This window comes from Deferrisoma sp., assembly GCF_054681715.1.
In genome coordinates, this window is the sequence record NZ_BAAHFQ010000006.1 from 25,373 (window position 1) to 41,715 (window position 16,343).

At 71.7% G+C, this 16,343-nt stretch carries 12 protein-coding genes; 4 read left to right on the top strand and 8 right to left on the bottom strand.

Annotated elements, in window-relative coordinates; translation table 11 throughout:
- Positions 1 to 7: 7 nt before the first annotated feature.
- The 4 genes from ACY0I8_RS01910 to ACY0I8_RS01925 all read right to left on the bottom strand — a co-directional run bounded on the left by ACY0I8_RS01910 (position 8) and on the right by ACY0I8_RS01925 (position 7,119).
- A complete protein-coding gene (locus tag ACY0I8_RS01910) occupies positions 8 to 2,104 on the bottom strand; it encodes an HD domain-containing protein (RefSeq protein ID WP_461393337.1) in 2,097 nt (698 codons plus the stop codon).
- A gap of 768 nt (positions 2,105 to 2,872) precedes the next feature.
- Positions 2,873 to 4,552: an ABC1 kinase family protein gene (locus ACY0I8_RS01915; protein ID WP_461393338.1), complete on the bottom strand. Its 1,680-nt coding sequence runs from the start codon at positions 4,550 to 4,552 to the stop codon at positions 2,873 to 2,875.
- Positions 4,549 to 6,678 carry a ribonuclease R gene (gene rnr / locus ACY0I8_RS01920; protein WP_461393339.1) on the bottom strand — a complete coding sequence of 710 codons (2,130 nt, stop codon included), beginning with the start codon at positions 6,676 to 6,678 and terminating at the stop codon, positions 4,549 to 4,551. Before rnr ends, ACY0I8_RS01915 begins: the two co-directional genes overlap by 4 nt.
- Positions 6,679 to 6,714: 36 nt before the next feature.
- Complete coding sequence (locus tag ACY0I8_RS01925) at positions 6,715 to 7,119, bottom strand: PaaI family thioesterase (RefSeq protein ID WP_461393340.1); 405 nt, start codon at positions 7,117 to 7,119, stop codon at positions 6,715 to 6,717.
- A 209-nt stretch (positions 7,120 to 7,328) separates the two neighbouring features.
- On the opposite strand from ACY0I8_RS01925, the gene ACY0I8_RS01930 reads away from it, so the two are divergent.
- The gene (locus tag ACY0I8_RS01930) at positions 7,329 to 9,230 is read left to right on the top strand and encodes a SurA N-terminal domain-containing protein (protein ID WP_461393341.1); all 1,902 of its coding nucleotides are present in this window, start codon (positions 7,329 to 7,331) and stop codon (positions 9,228 to 9,230) included.
- Between the two features lie 55 nt (positions 9,231 to 9,285).
- On the opposite strand, the gene ACY0I8_RS01935 is transcribed toward ACY0I8_RS01930, so the two are convergent.
- Entirely contained in the window at positions 9,286 to 10,002 is a 717-nt protein-coding gene (locus ACY0I8_RS01935; RefSeq protein WP_461393342.1) for a hypothetical protein, read from the bottom strand.
- A 196-nt stretch (positions 10,003 to 10,198) separates the two neighbouring features.
- Positions 10,199 to 10,546: a flagellar basal body rod C-terminal domain-containing protein gene (locus ACY0I8_RS01940; protein ID WP_461393343.1), complete on the bottom strand. Its 348-nt coding sequence runs from the start codon at positions 10,544 to 10,546 to the stop codon at positions 10,199 to 10,201.
- A 444-nt stretch (positions 10,547 to 10,990) separates the two neighbouring features.
- Between ACY0I8_RS01940 and ade the strand changes: the two genes are divergently transcribed.
- Together ade and hpt are read left to right on the top strand one after the other, a co-directional pair.
- Positions 10,991 to 12,682 carry an adenine deaminase gene (gene ade, locus ACY0I8_RS01945; protein ID WP_461393344.1) on the top strand — a complete coding sequence of 564 codons (1,692 nt, stop codon included), beginning with the start codon at positions 10,991 to 10,993 and terminating at the stop codon, positions 12,680 to 12,682.
- Positions 12,683 to 12,872: 190 nt separating this feature from the next.
- Positions 12,873 to 13,421 carry a hypoxanthine phosphoribosyltransferase gene (gene hpt / locus ACY0I8_RS01950; RefSeq protein ID WP_461393345.1) on the top strand — a complete coding sequence of 183 codons (549 nt, stop codon included), beginning with the start codon at positions 12,873 to 12,875 and terminating at the stop codon, positions 13,419 to 13,421.
- On the opposite strand, the gene ACY0I8_RS01955 is transcribed toward hpt, so the two are convergent.
- Positions 13,373 to 14,368 carry a glycosyltransferase family 9 protein gene (locus ACY0I8_RS01955; protein ID WP_461393346.1) on the bottom strand — a complete coding sequence of 332 codons (996 nt, stop codon included), beginning with the start codon at positions 14,366 to 14,368 and terminating at the stop codon, positions 13,373 to 13,375. The two genes, hpt and ACY0I8_RS01955, sit on opposite strands and share 49 nt — an antisense overlap.
- A gap of 777 nt (positions 14,369 to 15,145) precedes the next feature.
- Between ACY0I8_RS01955 and ACY0I8_RS01960 the strand changes: the two genes are divergently transcribed.
- On the top strand, positions 15,146 to 16,081 hold the full coding sequence (locus tag ACY0I8_RS01960) for an acyltransferase (protein WP_461393347.1): 936 nt from the start codon (positions 15,146 to 15,148) through the stop codon (positions 16,079 to 16,081).
- 10 nt (positions 16,082 to 16,091) lie between these two features.
- Here ACY0I8_RS01960 and ACY0I8_RS01965 read toward each other — a convergent pair whose 3' ends face one another.
- Positions 16,092 to 16,343, bottom strand: a complete 252-nt coding sequence (locus tag ACY0I8_RS01965; protein WP_461393348.1) for a DUF3179 domain-containing (seleno)protein — start codon at positions 16,341 to 16,343, stop codon at positions 16,092 to 16,094.

Sequence of the window (16,343 nt, forward strand, 5' to 3'; positions counted from 1 at the left end):
TCACGGTTCACGATCGACGGCCGTCGAGCCTCCCCGCCTCCGGGGTCCCCGCCTCCTCCAGTCCCGGGAACACCCGGATCTCCTTTACGAACCCGTGGCGCCGGAGCGAGCGGATCAGGCGGTTCAGGGTACGGTCGCTCCCCGGCTGAATCCGGGCCGTGAGGACCTCGTTGCCCCGGGGCAGCTGGATCCGCTGGATGTCGAGGCCCAGGTCCCGGAACGCGGCCAGCACCCCGTAGAGCACCCCGGGGCCGTCCTCGAGCCGGATCTCGAGCTCCACCGTTCCGGGGTCCCTGAGATCCCCCCGGCCGCCCCGGTCCCAGTCGAGGGGCACCCCCGCGCCGCCCGCCACCCGGGGGCACACCACCCGGTGGACCCGTAGCCGCCCCTCCTCGGGAACCCCCACGATCTCGTCGCCCTCCACCGGGGCGCACTCGGGGCAGAACCGGATGTGGGGGTCGTCGAACACATACCGCCGCACCCGGCGCACCGGCTGGGGCCGACGACGCCGAAACAGGGAGAGCCGGCCGCCGGCCGGGCCCGGGCCCAGCACGGCATCGATCTCCTCCTCCCCCAGGCAGACCCGGCGGTAGAGCTCCTCCACCGGGATGTCGCCCAGCTCCCGCGCCCGGAGCATGGCCCGCTCGTCCACCTGCTCCTCGGCCAGGCCCCGGGCCCGCGCCGCCTCGACCACCCACTGCCTCCCGGTGGCTGCGGCCCGGTCGGCCTCCTTCCGGCGCATGTACCGGCGCAGGGCGGCGAGCGCCTTTCGCGTGTGGGCCCAGCCCAGGTACCGGTCGTCCGCCACCGGCTCGTCGGCCGTGACGATCTCGATCCGGTCCCCCGGCTTCAGGGGCGTGCCCAGCCCCGCCTCCTCGTCGTTCACCCGGGCCCCCACGGCCCGGAGCCCGAGCTGCTCGTGGACCGCGAAGGCGTAGTCCAGGGCCGTGGCCCCCTCCTCCAGGCTGAACACGTCGCCCCGAGGGCTCGTGACCTGGATCGCGTCGGGCTTGTGGAACCGCAGGAAGTCCTGGATGTCCATGTCCTCGTTCTGGAGGAACTCCCGCAGTTCCTCCAGGTACTCCAGGTTGAACTCCGGGCTCGTGATGTCCATGGCCAGCAGCCCCAGCCGGTTGAACCGGTCGGCTGCCGACGGCGCCACGTAGAAACGGAGGATCCGCCCCTGGTACGACACCCGGGTTTCCAGGGCCCGGAACCCGTTCTTCCGGGGGACGCTCAGGGTGTCGGAGAACCCGCCGGGAAGGGCCCGGAAGTTCAGGTGGATCCGCCCCAGGGCCCGGTAGGCGTCCTCGGACGAGGCCGTGACGATCCGCACGGTGAACAGGTGCTCGGTGGTCGGCGGCACGTCGGGCCGGAACCGGTTCCACCGGAACTCGATCCGGGCCTGGAGGTCCCCGGGGAACGCCTCGGCCAGCTTCTGCCGCAGGTCCTCCAGGGGTCGGGCCCACCCCTTCTTGAGTTCCTCCTGGGCGGCCCGGAACCGCTCGAACGCCTCGGGGTACAGGATGGGCCCGATCTTCTCGGTGAGCCGCTCGGCCAGGTCGAGCATGCACAGGCGCCGGCAGATGTTGGCGTACATCTCGGCGCTCTCCCTGGCGATGCGCACCTGCTTGTCGCGCCGGAACACCGAGAGGCTCTCCAGGTTGTCGAGCCGGTCGGCGAGCTTCACCAGGAGCACCCGGATGTCCTGGAGCACGTAGCTGAAGAGCCGCTGGTAGGTGAGGACCCGGCTGTCCTTGATCTTGGTGAGCGCCGCCACCAGGGGGGCGGCCTCGGGAAACTCGGCCTCGAGCGCCTCGTAGGGGTAGTCGGTGTCCTCCAGGGTATCGTGGAGGAGCGCCGCCTCCACGGAGGCCCAGTCCACGATCCGGCCGTACCGGCTCACCTCCATGGCCGTGCGCACCGGGTGCCAGATGTACTCCTCCCCCGTCTTTCGGCGCTGGCCGGCGTGGAGCGCCTCGGCCTTGGCCAGGGCCCGGTCGAGGCGCTCGGCCAGTTCCCCCACCTCGGCCTCGTCGAGGGCGTGGTGGAGGATGTACTGGGTGAGGATCTGTTCCTTCTCTCGGGTGAACCGGTCCGACACGCGATACCTTCCCTGTGGGTGCCGCTGGGAGACGAGGAGGCTAGGAAGCTAGGAGGCTATAAGGCTCGGACGCCAAGATCCTTCGCAATTCCAGCGTCATCGGCTGCTCTAACCTGTGGAAGCGGCCTCCGTGCCAGAGACCAGAATTCAGAGGTCAGAGAACCCCCTGTCCTCTGTTGACTGACTCCTGCCACGAGCGCCGATCCTCCCCCCTAGCCCTGAAGCGGACGGTACCTTCCCGCGCAACAGGGCCCGGAGGAGATTCCGTGTCCCTTCCGCTGGCGGCTTGGCAGCGAAGATCCTTCAGGATTTCGGCGTCGCCGCCTGCCCCATCCTGTGGCACCGGCTTCCAAGCCGCGATACCGAACCCCGCGGGGTGAAGACCGCCGGGGGGCGGGTTCCAAGTGGCTACCGGGAACTTCCTGGGTACCACAGAAGGGGAAAGACCGGAAGGGGGCGTCATACCAAGTTGCGTTCAAAGCTACCGTTTCCTGATTCGGCCCGGGCTAGTGGGCCGTCTCTCAAAAAAGTATCCAAATTGCGGGGGTGGGGCTGGGGGTTCCGACGAAGCGCGACGGCCGAGCAGATTGGGCCGCCCGGCGCCAGGGGAGCGGCCGCGGCGCGTGCCCTCACGCGCCGCAGCGGACCGCGCCGAGGCGGTCCCTGCGAAGCCGTACAGCGAAGGAGGGGCCCCCAGCCCCACCCCGTGGGAAAACCATGGGATTTCAGGAACGCCTCACTAGGTGTCTGTTTGAACGCAACTTGGTATCAGAACTTTCCGGTGCGCAGGATCGCGATGGCGAGCCCGAACCCCAGCACCCCGGCCACCAAAAACCCCAGGATCCCGAACACCGGGAAGTCCCACAAAAGCGGCCCCCGGCCGGCCAGCACGATGAGGCTCGAGCCGATGATCAGGGCCGACACGATCATGGCGAACGACAGCCGGTTCGTGGAGCGGTCCATCTCGTGGAGCACCGGCTCGTAGCCCTGGTGCACGAAGTCCACCGCCAGCTTCCCCTCGAGGAGCTTTTGCAGGATCCGGGTGATCTGGCCCGGCACGGCCCGCACCAGGTCCCGGAGGTCCCGGGCCGTGCGGTACGCGACCCGCGCCTGGTACCGGGGATCGAGGCGTCGCAGCAGGAGCTTGCGGGCGTAGGGCACGGCCTCGTCGAGCACCACGAACTCGGGATCGAGCGTTCGGGCCAGGCCCTCCACCGTGAGGATCGACCGGGCCAGGAGGATGAGATCCGGGGGCACCCGCACCCGGTGGCGCAGCGCGATCTCCGAGGCCTCCCGGAGCACGTGGCCGATCCGCAGGTCCTTCAGGGGCCGGCCGAAGTAGGGCTCGATCAGCTCCTTCAAATCCCGCTGGAAGGCCCGCAGGTCCACCGAGTCCTCGGCGCTGCCGAGCCGCACGAAGCCCTCCGCCATCCGGGCGTAGTCCCGGGTCACCAGGGTCAGAAAGAGCTCCCCCAGGTGCTCCTGGGCCTCCTCCGAGAGGTACCCCACGGCGCCAAAGTCGAGGAACGCCACCCGCCCCTCGGGGGTCACCAGCACGTTGCCGGCGTGGAGGTCCCCGTGGAACAGGCCGTCGTCGAACACCTGCTTCAAGAACGCCCGGGCGAGCACCCGGGCCCGGGGCCCGGGATCGATGCCGTGGGCCCGGAGGGTTTCGGGCTCGTCGGCCGGCCAGCCCTCGATGGCCTCCATCACGAGGAGCCGCTTGGAGGTGAGCTCCCAGCACACCGCCGGGATCACGACGTCCTGGAACTCCTCGAAGTTCTGGCGGAACCGCTCGATGTTGGACGCCTCGAGGAAGAAGTCGAGCTCCCGGTTCAGGGTGCGGGCGAACTCGTCCACGATCTCCCGGGGCCGAAACTCCCGGGCCTCGGGGATGTAGCGCTCCACCAGCCCGGCCAGGAGGTACAGGGTGGCCAGGTCCTGGGACACGGTGCGGTCGATGCCCGGCCGCTGGACCTTCAGGACCACGGCCGTGCCGTCCACGAGCCAGGCCCGGTGCACCTGGGCGATGCTCGCGGCGGCCAGGGGCTCGGGCTCGATGCGGGGCAGCGCGGCCTCCGGGTCCTCCCCCAGCTCCTCGGCCACGATGCGCCGGACTTCCTCGAAGGGAAACGGGGGCACCCGGTCCTGGAGCTTTCGGAACTCCTCGGCGTAGGCCGGGGGCACCAGGTCGGGTCGGGTGGAGAGCATCTGCCCCAGCTTGACGAAGGTGGGGCCCAGGTCCTCCAGGGCCAGCCGCCACTCCACGGGGGCCGGCACGTCCCCCTCCACCCCGCTCCGGCCCCGGATCCGCCGGGAGAACGGCACGAGCCGTCCCAGGCCCGCCCGCTCCAGGAGCTGGTTGAACCCGTGCTTGGAGAGCACGAGGGCGATTTCCCGGATCCGGCCCAGGGACCGGTAGGTGCGGGTCAGGGCGAGCACGTTCACGGCCGGGGCGCCTCCGCCAGCGCGAAGTCGATCTGCCGCCGGGGCACGCTCACCCGGTCCACCCGCACCCGGACCCGGTCACCGATCCGGAAGGTGCGGCCCGTGCGCTCCCCGATGAGCGACTGGGTCTCCTCGGAGAAGTGGTAGAAGTCGTCCCGGAGGCTCGACACGTGCACGAGGCCGTCCACGAAATAGGTCTCCAGCTCCACGAAAAACCCGAAGCTCGCCACCCCCACGATGAACCCCCAGTGCTCGGTGCCCACCTTGTCGGCCATGAACTCGCACTTTTTCCACTGCACGGCCTCGCGCTCGGCCGCCTCGGCCGCCCGTTCCCGGGCCGACAGGTGGGGGCAGGCCTCCTCCAGGTACTGCCGCTCCTTCTCGCGCCACGTCTTCGACGCGGCCCGCCGCTGGAGGGCCTTCTTGAGCTCCCGGTGCACGATGAGGTCGGGGTAGCGCCGGATCGGCGAGGTGAAGTGGAGGTAGCGCTCCGAGGCCAGGCCAAAGTGGCCGATGTTATCGGGGGAGTACACGGCCTTGGCCATGGTCCGGAGCATCATGTTGTGGATCATGCGCTCCTCGGGCTTGCCCTCGGCCTGGGCGATGAGCGCCTGGAAGTCCTTGGGGTGGGGCCGGGCCCGGCCCTTCAGGGTGTAGCCGAAGTTGTGCACGAACCGCCGGAACTCGGCGAGTTTTTCGGGGTCGGGGGCGTCGTGGACCCGGTAGGGGCACGGGATGCGCTTCTGGGTGAGGAAATCGGCCACGGCCTCGTTGGCCGCGATCATGAACTCCTCCACCAGGAAATGGGCCTCGTTGCGTTGGCCCCGCACGATGTCCTCGGGCCGGCCGCGCACGTCGAGCACGATCTCGGCCTCGGGCAGGTCGAAGTCCACGCTGCCCCGCTCCCGCCGCCGGGCCCGGATCAGCCGGGCCAGCTCCCCCATCTTGAGGAGCATGGGCGTCACGTCGGCGAGCTCCTCGGCCTCCGGGCAGTCCGGGTCGCCCAGGATCCGGGCCACCCGGGTGTAGGTGAGCCGGTGCCGGCTTCGGATCACGGCCGGATAGAACCGCGAGGCCTCCCGCCGGCCGCCCCGGGTGAAGGTCATCTCGGCCACCATCGCCAGCCGATCCACCCCGGGATTCAGGGAACAGATGCCGTTGGAGAGCCGCTCCGGGAGCATGGGAAACACCCGGTCGGGGAAATAGGTCGAGGTGCCCCGGGCGTAGGCCTCCTCGTCCAGGAGTCCCCCGGGTTTCACGTAGTGGCTCACGTCGGCGATCGCGACCCGCAGCCGGAACCGCCCCCGGTCGAGCTCCTCGAGCTCCAGGGCGTCGTCGAAGTCCTTGGCGGTCTCGCCGTCGATCGTCACGAAGGGGCGAGCCCTGAGGTCCTCCCGGTCCTTGCGGTCCGACGGCCGCACCTCGGTCGGCACCTTCTCGGCGGCGGCCAAGACCTCGGGAGGGAACTCCACCGGGATGCCGTGCTTCAGGGCGATGGCCTTGGCCTCGGCCGACGACTCGCCCCGGTTCCCCAGCACCCGCACCACCCGGCCCTCGGGCCCGGCCTCGTCGGTGGGGAACGCCGTGATCTCCACCTCCACGATCTGGCCGTCGGCCGCGCCCCCGAGATCGTCGGGGGCCACGTAGACCTCGTGGAGGAGCCGCTCCTCCAGGGGAACCACCACCGCGGCCTTGCGCCGCACCCGCACCACCCCGATGACCCGCGGGTTCGCCCGCTCCAGGATCCGGATGATCCGGCCCTCGGGCCCCTTGGGGGGCCGGCGCTCGATGCGGGCCACCACCCGGTCGCCGTGCATGGCGGCCCGAAGCCAACGGGGCTTGATGAACACGTCGGGCTGGTCGGGCTCCTCGGGCACCACGAACCCGAACCCGTCCGGGTGCACCGTGAGCCGGCCGACGACCAGGCCCACCCGCGAGGGGTGGGCGTAGCGGCCGCCCTTGATCTCCACGACCTGGCCGGCCTCGACGAGCTCCCCGAGCCGGGCCAGGAACTCGGCCTCCTGGGCCCGGGGCACCCGCAGCCCCTTCATGAGCTCCCGGGCGGTCAGGGGGTGGGGGGCCTTTTCCCGGAGATAGCCGACGATGGTTTCGGGTTTGGGGGCCATGGGGTTGGGATCCTTTCGCTGTCGCAAGAAACGCCGTCAGCCGGCGCGGGTCCGTAGGAGCTTTGCGGTGGCCCGGGCGGCCGGGGTGCCGTCCTCCAGGAGGGCCTCGGCCTCGCCCGTGAGCAGCCGTCCCCGGCCGTTCGAAACCCGGCCCGTGACCCGGAGCGGCCGGCCAACGGGCACGGGTTTGAGATACCGCACGGTGAGCTCCGCGGTCACGGCCGGCGTGCCCAGGAGGGTGGTGAGCTTGCCCAGGGCCTCGTCCAGGAGCGTGGCCACCAGGCCGCCGTGCACGATGCCCTCGTACCCGATGTGGACCGGCCGGGGCGTCCACACGGTCTCGATCGTGCCTGCGGCCTCGTCGAACCGGAACTCCAGGCGGAGCCCCTCGGGGTTCTCCTTGCCGCAGACGAAACAGTTGTCCTGCCAGCGCAGTTCCATGGCCGGTCGTTCCTCCGGAATGCGCCCGTTGCACATGGGCCCGGCAGTATAGCGGCGGGCGCCGGGGTGGGCAACGATCCCCCCGACGCCCGGGGGGCGGCAAAGGCGCCTACCCCGCGGGGTTTCTTGATTTTCCACAGGGCTTTGGGGTAGCGTACCCGGCTTCGTGTGACCGTCCGCGTTTCGAACCAGACCGGGAGACCTCGGCCATGCTCAACCAGATCCGAAAGAACGTCCGGAACCCCTACGTCCAGGCGGTTCTGGGACTCATCATCCTCGTGTTCATCTTCTTTTTCGGGTGGGGCGTGCGGTCCCAGAAGCCGGCCTACGTGGCCAAGGTGAACGGCACCGAGATCGATCTGGCCACCTACCAGCGGGCCTACGGCAACCTGGCGGAGCTCTACCGCCAGGCCTACGGCGAGCGCTGGAACGCCCGCATGGCCAAGGAGCTGGGGCTGGCCCGCCGGGCCCTGGACCAGCTCATCGACCAGGTCCTCCTGCTGCAGGAGGCCGACCGGCGGGACATCGAGGTCACCGACGAGGAGCTCGCGGCCGCGATCCAGGCGGTGGGGGCGTTCCAGGAGGGCGGCCGGTTCAGCAAGCAGCGCTACCTCCAGCTCCTCGACGCCAACCGGATCACCCCGCTGGAGTACGAGCAGTCCACCCGGCGGGAGCTCCTCCTGCGCAAGGTGGAGCAGGCCATCCGGGCCCAGGCCCAGGTCACCGACGCCGAGATCGAGGCCGAGTACCGCGACCGCAACACCAAGGCCCGGATCTCGTTCGTGGCGTTCCGGCCCGAGGCCTTCGAGCCCCAGGTCGAGGTGACCGACGAGGCCCTGGCCGAGTACTACGAGGCCCAGAAGGAGCAGTACCGCACCCCCGAGCGCCGCTCGGCCCGGTACGTGCTCTTCGCCCCCGAGGCGTTCGAGAAGGACGTGGAGGTCACCGACGAGGAGATCCGCCAGGAGTACAACTGGCGGGCCGGCGAGTTCGCCGAGAAGGAGGCGGTGCGGGCCCGGCACATCCTGGTGCGGCTGCCCCAGAACGCCTCCGAGGACGAGGAGAAGGCGGCCCGCGAGCGGATCGAGAAGCTCCGGAAGCAGATCGAGGAGGGCGCCGATTTCGCCGAGCTCGCGAAGAAGGTCTCCGAGGACCCGGGCTCCAAGGACAAGGGCGGGGATCTCGGGTACTTCGAGCGGGGCAAGATGGTGCCCGAGTTCGAGAAGGTCGCGTTTTCCCTGGAGCCCGGCCAGGTAAGCGAGCCCGTGCGCACCCCCTTCGGGTACCACCTGATCCGGGTCGAGGACCACCGGGAGGCCCGGCAGAAGCCCCTGGAGGAGGTCCGGGACCAGATCGAGCGCGACATCCGGCGGCGCAAGGCCCTGGAGCTCGCGTTCACCGCGGCCGACAACACCCTGATGGACCTGGAGGACGGCAAGGTCACCTGGGAGGACCTGGCCAAAGACCACGAGGTGAAAACCACCCCGCTCCTGGCGAAGACCGAGCCCGTGCCCGGGGTGGCCAAGCCCGAGGAGTTCCGGGAGGTGCTCTTCTCCCTGGAAACCGGGCAGCCCGGCGAGGTGCTCGAAACCCCCCAGGGCACCTACCTCATCGCCTTGGCCGAGCTCAAACCGGCCGAGGTGCCGCCCCTGGAGGCCGTGCGGGACCAGGTCGAGGCCGCCTACCGCAAGCAGGAGGCGGTGCGCCTGGCCCGGAAGAAGGCCGAGGAGTTCCTGGCCGCGGCCCGGGAGGAGGGGTGGGAGGAGGCCGTCAAGGCCTCGGGCCTCGAGGCCGAGACCACCGACCCCTTCGTGAAGAAGGGCGGGGCCGTGCCCACGATCGGCTGGTCGCCCGAGCTCAAGGAGGCGGTGTTCGGGCTGGAGCCGGGGCAGGTGGCCGAGGAGCCCTTCGAGGTGAACGGCAAGATCTACGCCGTGCGCCTCGAGGAGAAGATCGAGCCCGACATGGCGGGGCTCGAGGCCGAGCGGGAGAAGATCCGCTCCGAGCTCCTCGCGAAAAAGCAGGAGCAGGTGTTCGAGGAGTACCTCCAGCAGCTCCGCAAAGAGGCCGAGATCGAGATCAACGAGGATCTGGTCCGGCTCGACGGGTAGGGAGGATCCCCACCACGGAGGGCACGGAGGAGTTGGGGATTCGCCGGCCCGGCGCTCAGCGCCGGGCCGTTTTCGTTTCCGCGGCCCAGGAGAGAACGGCGTCGAACCCCGGGCCGGACAAGCGGCCGGGGGGAAGCAGGGCCTCGATGCGGGCCGAAAGGGCCTCGTGGCCCGGGGTGCCCGGGGGACACCACCGGGGGGCGGCCGGGCCCGGGAGCGTGCCCACGAGGACGCACGGGGCGCCGGCGGCGCGCAGCCGGCCCCCGAGCTTTCCCCCGGCGCCCCAGGCGTGGAGGTTCCCCACCAGCGCGAGCAGCCGGGGGGCGCCCGCCGCCAGAGCCTCCGCGACGCGACGGGCCATGTGGCCGTCGCGGTCGCCCCGCTCGCCCCGGGGCAGGTCGAGGGCCACCAGCCGGACCGCCCCCTTCCGCCGGAGGGCCTGGAGGTCCCCGAGCAGGCACTGGTACGACGGGCCCCCGATCACCGGCGGGAGGGCCGGCGTCTCGCCCCGGTCGAGCGCGGGCTGGAGGTCGGCGGGGAGCTCCAGCCCCACGGCGAGCCCCGGAAACCGCCGGGCCGCCGCGGCCGCCACCCGGCCGAACCACCGGTGGCCGGGCCCGAACCCGTGGCGTTCCCCCACCACCACGACCCGGTGGGCCTCCAGGGCAGCTAGCAGTGGACCGGCCGGGCCCGCCGGAGCGGACCCGGCCGATCCGGCGAGCACCCCCACGACGAAGGCGGCCGCCACGGCCGCCCGGATGCCTCCGTGCATGGAAAGGTCCGTTGTGAAAGGCTAGAAGGCTCGGAAGCTAGGAAGCTGGGAGGCGGGGAGGCTTGAGGGCCGCAGGTCGCGGGTCGCGGGTCGCAGGTCGCAGGTTGTTACCGTCCAACGACAAACGACGACCGACCGGCGACGAACGAAAATCCACCGATTCCCCGCCCTTCGCGCCCCATGGGGCCGACGCCCCTCAGCCCTTCCGGTCCAGCAGGGTTCCCAGCATCTCGTCGGCCGTGCGGAGCACCTGGAGGTCGGCCTCGAACCCCCGCTGCCCCTCGATCATCGTCGTGATCTCCCGCACCGGGTCGGTGTTGGACCCCTCGGCCGGCTCCGTATCGGGCGGCTCCGGGGGAACCGGCGGCCCGGGGGTCTCCTCCCGCGCGGCCTCGGCCCGCACCCCGCCCGGGGTCTCCTGCAAGGTCACCTCGAGGCGCTTGTACCCGCGGGTCGTGGCGTTGGCGAGGTTCTTCGCGGCGGCGTCCACCTGGGTTTGCCGGGCGAGGGCGCCGGCCAGGGCGGAGGAGAGGGCTCGGATCATGGCAGCCTCCAAGTAACTTCGGTCCACGGTCGGCGGTCCACGGTGTTCCAGGCAACTTCCGCTCGGCGGCTGGGCGGCCTGGCGGCTAGGCGGCTGAAAATCTTCGGGGTTCCAGCGTCGCTGCCGGGTCCAACCGACGGGAGCGGCTGCCGTGTCAGGGGCCGGAATTCAGAGGTCAGATGTCAGAAACCCCCTGTCCTCTGTCGTCTGTGCATGGAGTCCTGACACGGAGGCCCCTTGCCCCGCCCGCCAGCGCGAGCACCGGCGCTTCCCCCGGGCCAGTGATTCGCGAGCTGGCCGCGCCCCGCCGGCTATCGATGGCTCCTCCTCCCTTCTCGGCCGGCCGGGCCCACGGCTTGAATCCACGGCGCCAGGGGCTATCTTTCCTGGGCAACCCGACCGCTTGGCGGCTCGGCCGGGGACAAGCCCGAGGAGACCCAGCCCATGGACCGCAGACACCTCATCGCCGTGGCCCGGGGCGACGAGCCCGCGGACCTCGTGTTCCGAAACGCCCGGGTCCTCGACGTGTTCCGGGGCAGCCTCGAGACGGCCGACGTGGCCGTGGCCGAGGGCCGGATCGCCGGGGTGGGCTCCGGGTACCGGGGCCGGGAGGAGGTGGACGCAACCGGCCGGGTGCTCGGCCCCGGGCTCATCGACGCCCACGTGCACCTGGAGAGCTCCCTTCTCCACCCCCGGGAGTTCGCCCGGGCCCTGGCCCGCCGGGGCGTCACCACGGCGGTCACGAACCCCCACGAGATCGCCAACGTCTCCGGCTTGCCGGGCCTGCGCTGGCTCCTGGCCGAAGGCCGGGGCGGGCCCTGCGATCTCCTCGTCACCCTGCCCTCCTGCGTGCCGGCCACCGATCTTGCCACCTCGGGGGCCCGGATCGAGCCCGAAGACCTGGCCGCCCTCCGGGATCTCCCCGGCGTGGTGGGGCTCGGGGAGCTCATGGACGTGGCCGGCGCGGTGCGGGGGGATTCCCGGATCCTCTCCGAGCTCGCCGTGGGGTTCGACAAGATCGACGGCCACGCCCCGGGGCTCACGGGCCGGGCCCTCAACGCCTACCTCGCCCTGGGCCCTTCCACCGACCACGAGGCCACCGACGCCGAGGAGGCCCGGGAGAAGCTGGCCCGGGGGATGCACATCCTGATCCGGGAGGGGAGCGCCGCCCGGAACCTGGAGGCCCTGCTGCCCCTGGTGACCCCGGCCACCGAGCGCCGGTTCTGCCTGTGCACCGACGACCTCTCCCCGGCCGACCTCCGGGACCGGGGCGGGGTGGACTTCGCCCTGCGCCGGGCCATGGAGCTCGGGCTCGACCCCTTCGCGGCCTGGCGGCTCGCCACCCTGAACCCGGCCGAGGCCTACGGCCTCTCTGACCGGGGCGCCGTGGCCCCGGGCCGACGGGCCGACCTGGTGCTTTGGGAGGACCTCTCGGCACCGCGGCCCGTGGCGGTGTACCGGGCGGGCCGGAGGGTGGACACCGCCCCCCCCGGCGAGCCCGTGCCGGGGCCGCCGCAGGCGCTCCGCGACACCGTCCGGATCGCCTGGGACCGGGTGGGGTTCGGTCTGCCGACGGCCGGCCGGGCCCGGGTGATCCGGGTCGTGCCGGGCCAGATCGTGACCCGGGCCGAGGAGGTGGACCTCGGCGCCAAAGGCCCCGATCCGTCCCGGGACCTCGCCAGGCTGGCCGTGATCGAGCGCCACCAGGGGAGCGGCCGGGTGGGCCTGGGGTTCGTGGCGGGCTTCGGGCTTCGGCGGGGGGCGCTCGCGAGCACCGTGGCCCACGACCACCACAACCTGATCGTCCTCGGCAGGGACGACGCCTCCATGCTCACGGCGGCCCGGGCCGTGGCCAGGGCCGGGGGCGGCATGGCCGCGGCCGCGGGCGAGCGGGTGCTGGCGCTCCTTCCCCTTCCGGTGGCCGGGCTCCTTTCGCTGGCGCCCCTGGAGGAGGTGGCCCGGGCCCAGCACGAGCTCGACCGGGCGGCCCGGGAGCTGGGGGTCACCCTGCCCGAGCCCTTCTGGACCCTGAGCTTCCTCGGGCTCGAGGTGATCCCGGAGCTCAAGCTCACCGACCGGGGCCTCGTGGACGTGGCCAACGGCCGGATCGTGCCGTTGACACGGCTGGAAGGCTAGAAGGCTAGGAAGCTGGGAGGCTGAAAAGCGCAAAAACCCTTCCCGGATCCGAGCGCCTAGCCCGAAGGCCGTCCGATACCCAAAACCATTTTGAATCCACCCGTGGGATCGAAGACCGCGTGAGGTGTCAGAGGACAGGGGTTCCCTGGCATCTGTCTTCTGAATTCTGACCCCTGACACGGAGCCCGCCATGGCCGAACGAATCCGGGTGCTCTACGACGAGGCCGAGATCCGGCGCAGGGTGGCCGAGCTGGCCCGGGCGGTGGACCGGGACCACCGGGGGGTGGACGAGCTCGTGCTCGTGGGGGTACTCAAGGGGAGCTTCATCTTCCTGGCGGACCTGGCCCGGGCCCTCACCGTGCCCCGGCGGGTGGACTTTCTGGCCGTGTCCACCTACCCCGGGGAGACCCGGGAGCCCGGGGCGGTCCGGCTCCTCATGGACCTTCGCATCGACATCGCGGGCCGGCACGTGCTCCTGGTGGAGGACATCGTGGACACCGGCTCGACCCTGGCGTACCTCCAGGCGCTCCTCGCCGCCCGCAGGCCGGCGGAGCTCCGGACCTGCGTGCTCCTTCGCAAGGGCGCCCGGCTCCGCCACGACGTGCCCCTCCACTACGTGGGGTTCGACATCCCGGACGTCTGGGTGGTGGGGTACGGGCTCGATTTCGCCGAACGGAACCGGTGCCTGCCCTACATCGGGGTCGTGGAGCCGCCCGAAGCGAGCGCGAGCCCGGCCTGAACCACGAGCCCCGGGTCAAGCTCGCCCAGGCACCGGGGGTCCGGGCACCCGATCGGTCCCCCGGCCGTGCACGGGGCGCAGGAAGCGGCGGTGCGCACCACCCGCACCCGGGGCCCCAGGGGCCGCCAGAGCCCCGGGTCGGTGGGCCCGAAGGCCGCCACGGTGGGCACCCCGAGGGCCGCGGCCAGGTGGGTCGGGCCGGCGTCGTTCCCCAGGTAGAGGGCCGCGCCCGCGAGGACCCCGAGGAGGTCCCCGACGGTCTCGCACGCCACGGCCCCGCCCAGGGCGTCCCATCCCGGCGCGCCCCGCTCGGCCTCGGCCGGCCCCAGGACCACCCGCACCGGTAGGCCGAGGCGGCGTCCCAGGGCCCCGCAGGCCTCGGCCCAGAACGCCGTGGGGAAGTTCTTTTTGGGGTCGCCGCTTCCGGCGTGCACCGCGATCCACCGGGGCTCCCGGGCCGGCAGCACCGTGCGGCGCCAGGCCGGGAGCACGGGCCCCGGCGGCCGGGGCACCCCGGCCCGGTCGAGCTGGAGCGTCTGGAACCGGGGCACCCAGGGGCCGCCCGGCGGCGGGAACGAAGCCACCCCCAGGCCCCCGGGGCCGGCGTGGCGAAGCCACCGGGGCGGCTCCCGGCCGCCGAACCCCGCGACCCGGCCGAACCGGCCCAGGGCCGCCCGCACCGGCTCCGACGGCCCCTCCCCAAAGAGCTCGTGGCCCCGGCGGAGGAGCTCGCCCGGCGCCGGGCCGAACCCGGGGAGAAGGGCGAGCCGGTCCGAAGGCCCCCAGTAGGCCAGCGGCCCCCCGACCCAGAGCGCGAGCCGGAGGATCGCCGGCACCGAGAGCACGAAATCCCCAAGCCCGCCCCGGTGATACACGAGGAGCCCGCCCGGCGGGCCCTCCGCCCCCCCGGCCCAGGGCCCGGCTCCCCGTTCCCGGCTTCCGGTCACCCTTGCTCCCTCCTCAGGCGAGATCCGGGTTCGGCCGTCCGCGCCGCACCCTTTCGCGCGGCGCCACGTAGCCGTTCCCGCACCGGCTCGTTTCCTCCGCGTACCCCTCCCCTTCCGAGTAACTTCGGCTGGGCGGCCAGGCTGCTTGGCAGCTAGGCGGCTAAGAACCTTCGGGATTCCGGCGTCGTCGCGCCGGCCAGCCCGTGGGAGCAACTGCCGTATCAGGGGCCAGAATTCAGAAGTCAGAGGTCAGAAAACCCCCTGTCTTCTGTCGTCTGTCCACTGACTCCTGACACGGTCGCCGCTCCCACCCTAAACCCTGACTCCGGCGTTACTGTCCTGCGTAGCGGGGCCCCGAAGGAGCCCGCCCTCGGAAGCTTCCATTCCGCTTGGGGGCTGGGCTGCGGGGCGGTGGACCTCCTCTCCGGGTTTGCACGAAATCGTCTGCCCCGCCCTGGGGGAGCGGCTGCCCGGGCGCACCCGCGTTTCCCGCGGGCCTTCGGCCCGGCCGGCACCACCACCCGCCCCGAGCAACGGCCCGATCATGCCCGGAAAGCCCCTTCGCCGTCCATGGAGGCGCTTGCGTCCTCCCGGAGCGTTGCGGCCCGCCGGCCGGACGGGCTAGCATGCGGAGCCCGACGGACGGATTTGCGTCCCCCCCGGGGGGAGTTCCTTCGAGACAGGGGGGAACGGCGAAACGGCTGAACAGCCGGGCCGCCCCGGCCGAATCATTCCCGATTCACGACTTCACGACTCACGGCCCGTAAGGTTTCCGCCATGAAACCCCTGCTCCACCGGATGCCCGGCCCCCTGAACGGGGTCCTCTCGCTCGCGTTCCTCGCCGTGAACACCGTGGTCTGGTGCCTCCCGCTCTTCGCGGTGGCGCTCCTGAAGCTCGCCGTCCCGCAGAAACGCTGGCGGGCCGGGTGCGACCGGGTCCTCAACGGCATCGCCGAGACCTGGATCGCGCTCAACAACGCCGGCCTCGACCTCACCAAGGACATCCGCTGGAACGTCACGGGCCTCGAGGGCCTCGAGCGGTGGGGCTGGTACCTGGTGCTCGCCAACCACCAGAGCTGGACCGACATCGTGGTGCTCCAGAAGGTGTTCCACCGGCGGATCCCGTTCCTCAAGTTCTTCATCAAGAAGGAGCTCATCTACGTGCCGCTGCTGGGGCTCGCCTGGTGGGCCCTGGATTTTCCCTTCATGAAGCGCACGCCCAAGGCCGTGCTCGAAAAGAAGCCCCACCTCCGGGACCGGGACCTCCGGGAGACCCTCAAGGCCTGCGAGAAGTTCAAGACCATCCCCATCTCGGTCGTGAACTTCGCCGAGGGCACCCGGGCCACCCCGGCCAAGCGCCGGGCCCGGGGCTCCCCCTACAGGCACCTCCTGCGGCCCAAGGCGGCCGGAACGGCCTTGGTGCTCGCGGCCCTGGGCGACCGGCTGAGCCGGATCCTCGACGTCACCATCGTGTACCCCGAGGGGCCGCCCCGGTTCTGGGCCTTCCTGTGCGGGAGGATCCGGGAGATCCGGGTGCATGTGGAATCCCTGCCCGTGACGCCCGAACTCCTGGGCGACTACTTCCACGACGCCCGGTTCCGGGAGCGGTTCCAGGCCTGGCTGAACGGGATCTGGGAGGAAAAGGACCGGCGGATCGAGGCGATGCTCGAGGAGTACGGCGTCCGGCCCGCGCGCCTCGCGGCCCGGGCGTAGGGGCCCCTGGCTATTCCAGCAGGCGCGAGTCCGGCTCCCGGCGGCGCCAGGCCTCCCACGACGTGTCGGCGGAGGGAAACGCGGGGAGCCGCCGGCCCGCAAGCGGGCCCTGGATGCCCCGGAGGCCGCCCCGTTCCGGGTACCAGAGGGTTCCGGTCTCCCGGTCCACCAGCACGAAGGTCCAGCGGTAGGTCCAGCCCGAGGGGGTGAGGGTGAGGGTTCGGCCGTCGATCCGGCGGCTGTACACAGCCGCTAGGTCCAC

Excerpts from the sequence above, each read along its gene's own strand:
- rnr (WP_461393339.1), bottom strand. The coding sequence starts at position 6,678 with ATGGCCCCCAAACCCGAAACCATCGTCGGCTATCTCCGGGAAAAGGCC.
- ACY0I8_RS01925 (WP_461393340.1), bottom strand. The coding sequence starts at position 7,119 with ATGGAACTGCGCTGGCAGGACAACTGTTTCGTCTGCGGCAAGGAGAAC.
- ACY0I8_RS01930 (WP_461393341.1), top strand. The coding sequence starts at position 7,329 with ATGCTCAACCAGATCCGAAAGAACGTCCGGAACCCCTACGTCCAGGCG.
- ACY0I8_RS01935 (WP_461393342.1), bottom strand. The coding sequence starts at position 10,002 with ATGCACGGAGGCATCCGGGCGGCCGTGGCGGCCGCCTTCGTCGTGGGG.
- ACY0I8_RS01940 (WP_461393343.1), bottom strand. The coding sequence starts at position 10,546 with ATGATCCGAGCCCTCTCCTCCGCCCTGGCCGGCGCCCTCGCCCGGCAA.
- ade (WP_461393344.1), top strand. The coding sequence starts at position 10,991 with ATGGACCGCAGACACCTCATCGCCGTGGCCCGGGGCGACGAGCCCGCG.
- hpt (WP_461393345.1), top strand. The coding sequence starts at position 12,873 with ATGGCCGAACGAATCCGGGTGCTCTACGACGAGGCCGAGATCCGGCGC.
- ACY0I8_RS01960 (WP_461393347.1), top strand. The coding sequence starts at position 15,146 with ATGAAACCCCTGCTCCACCGGATGCCCGGCCCCCTGAACGGGGTCCTC.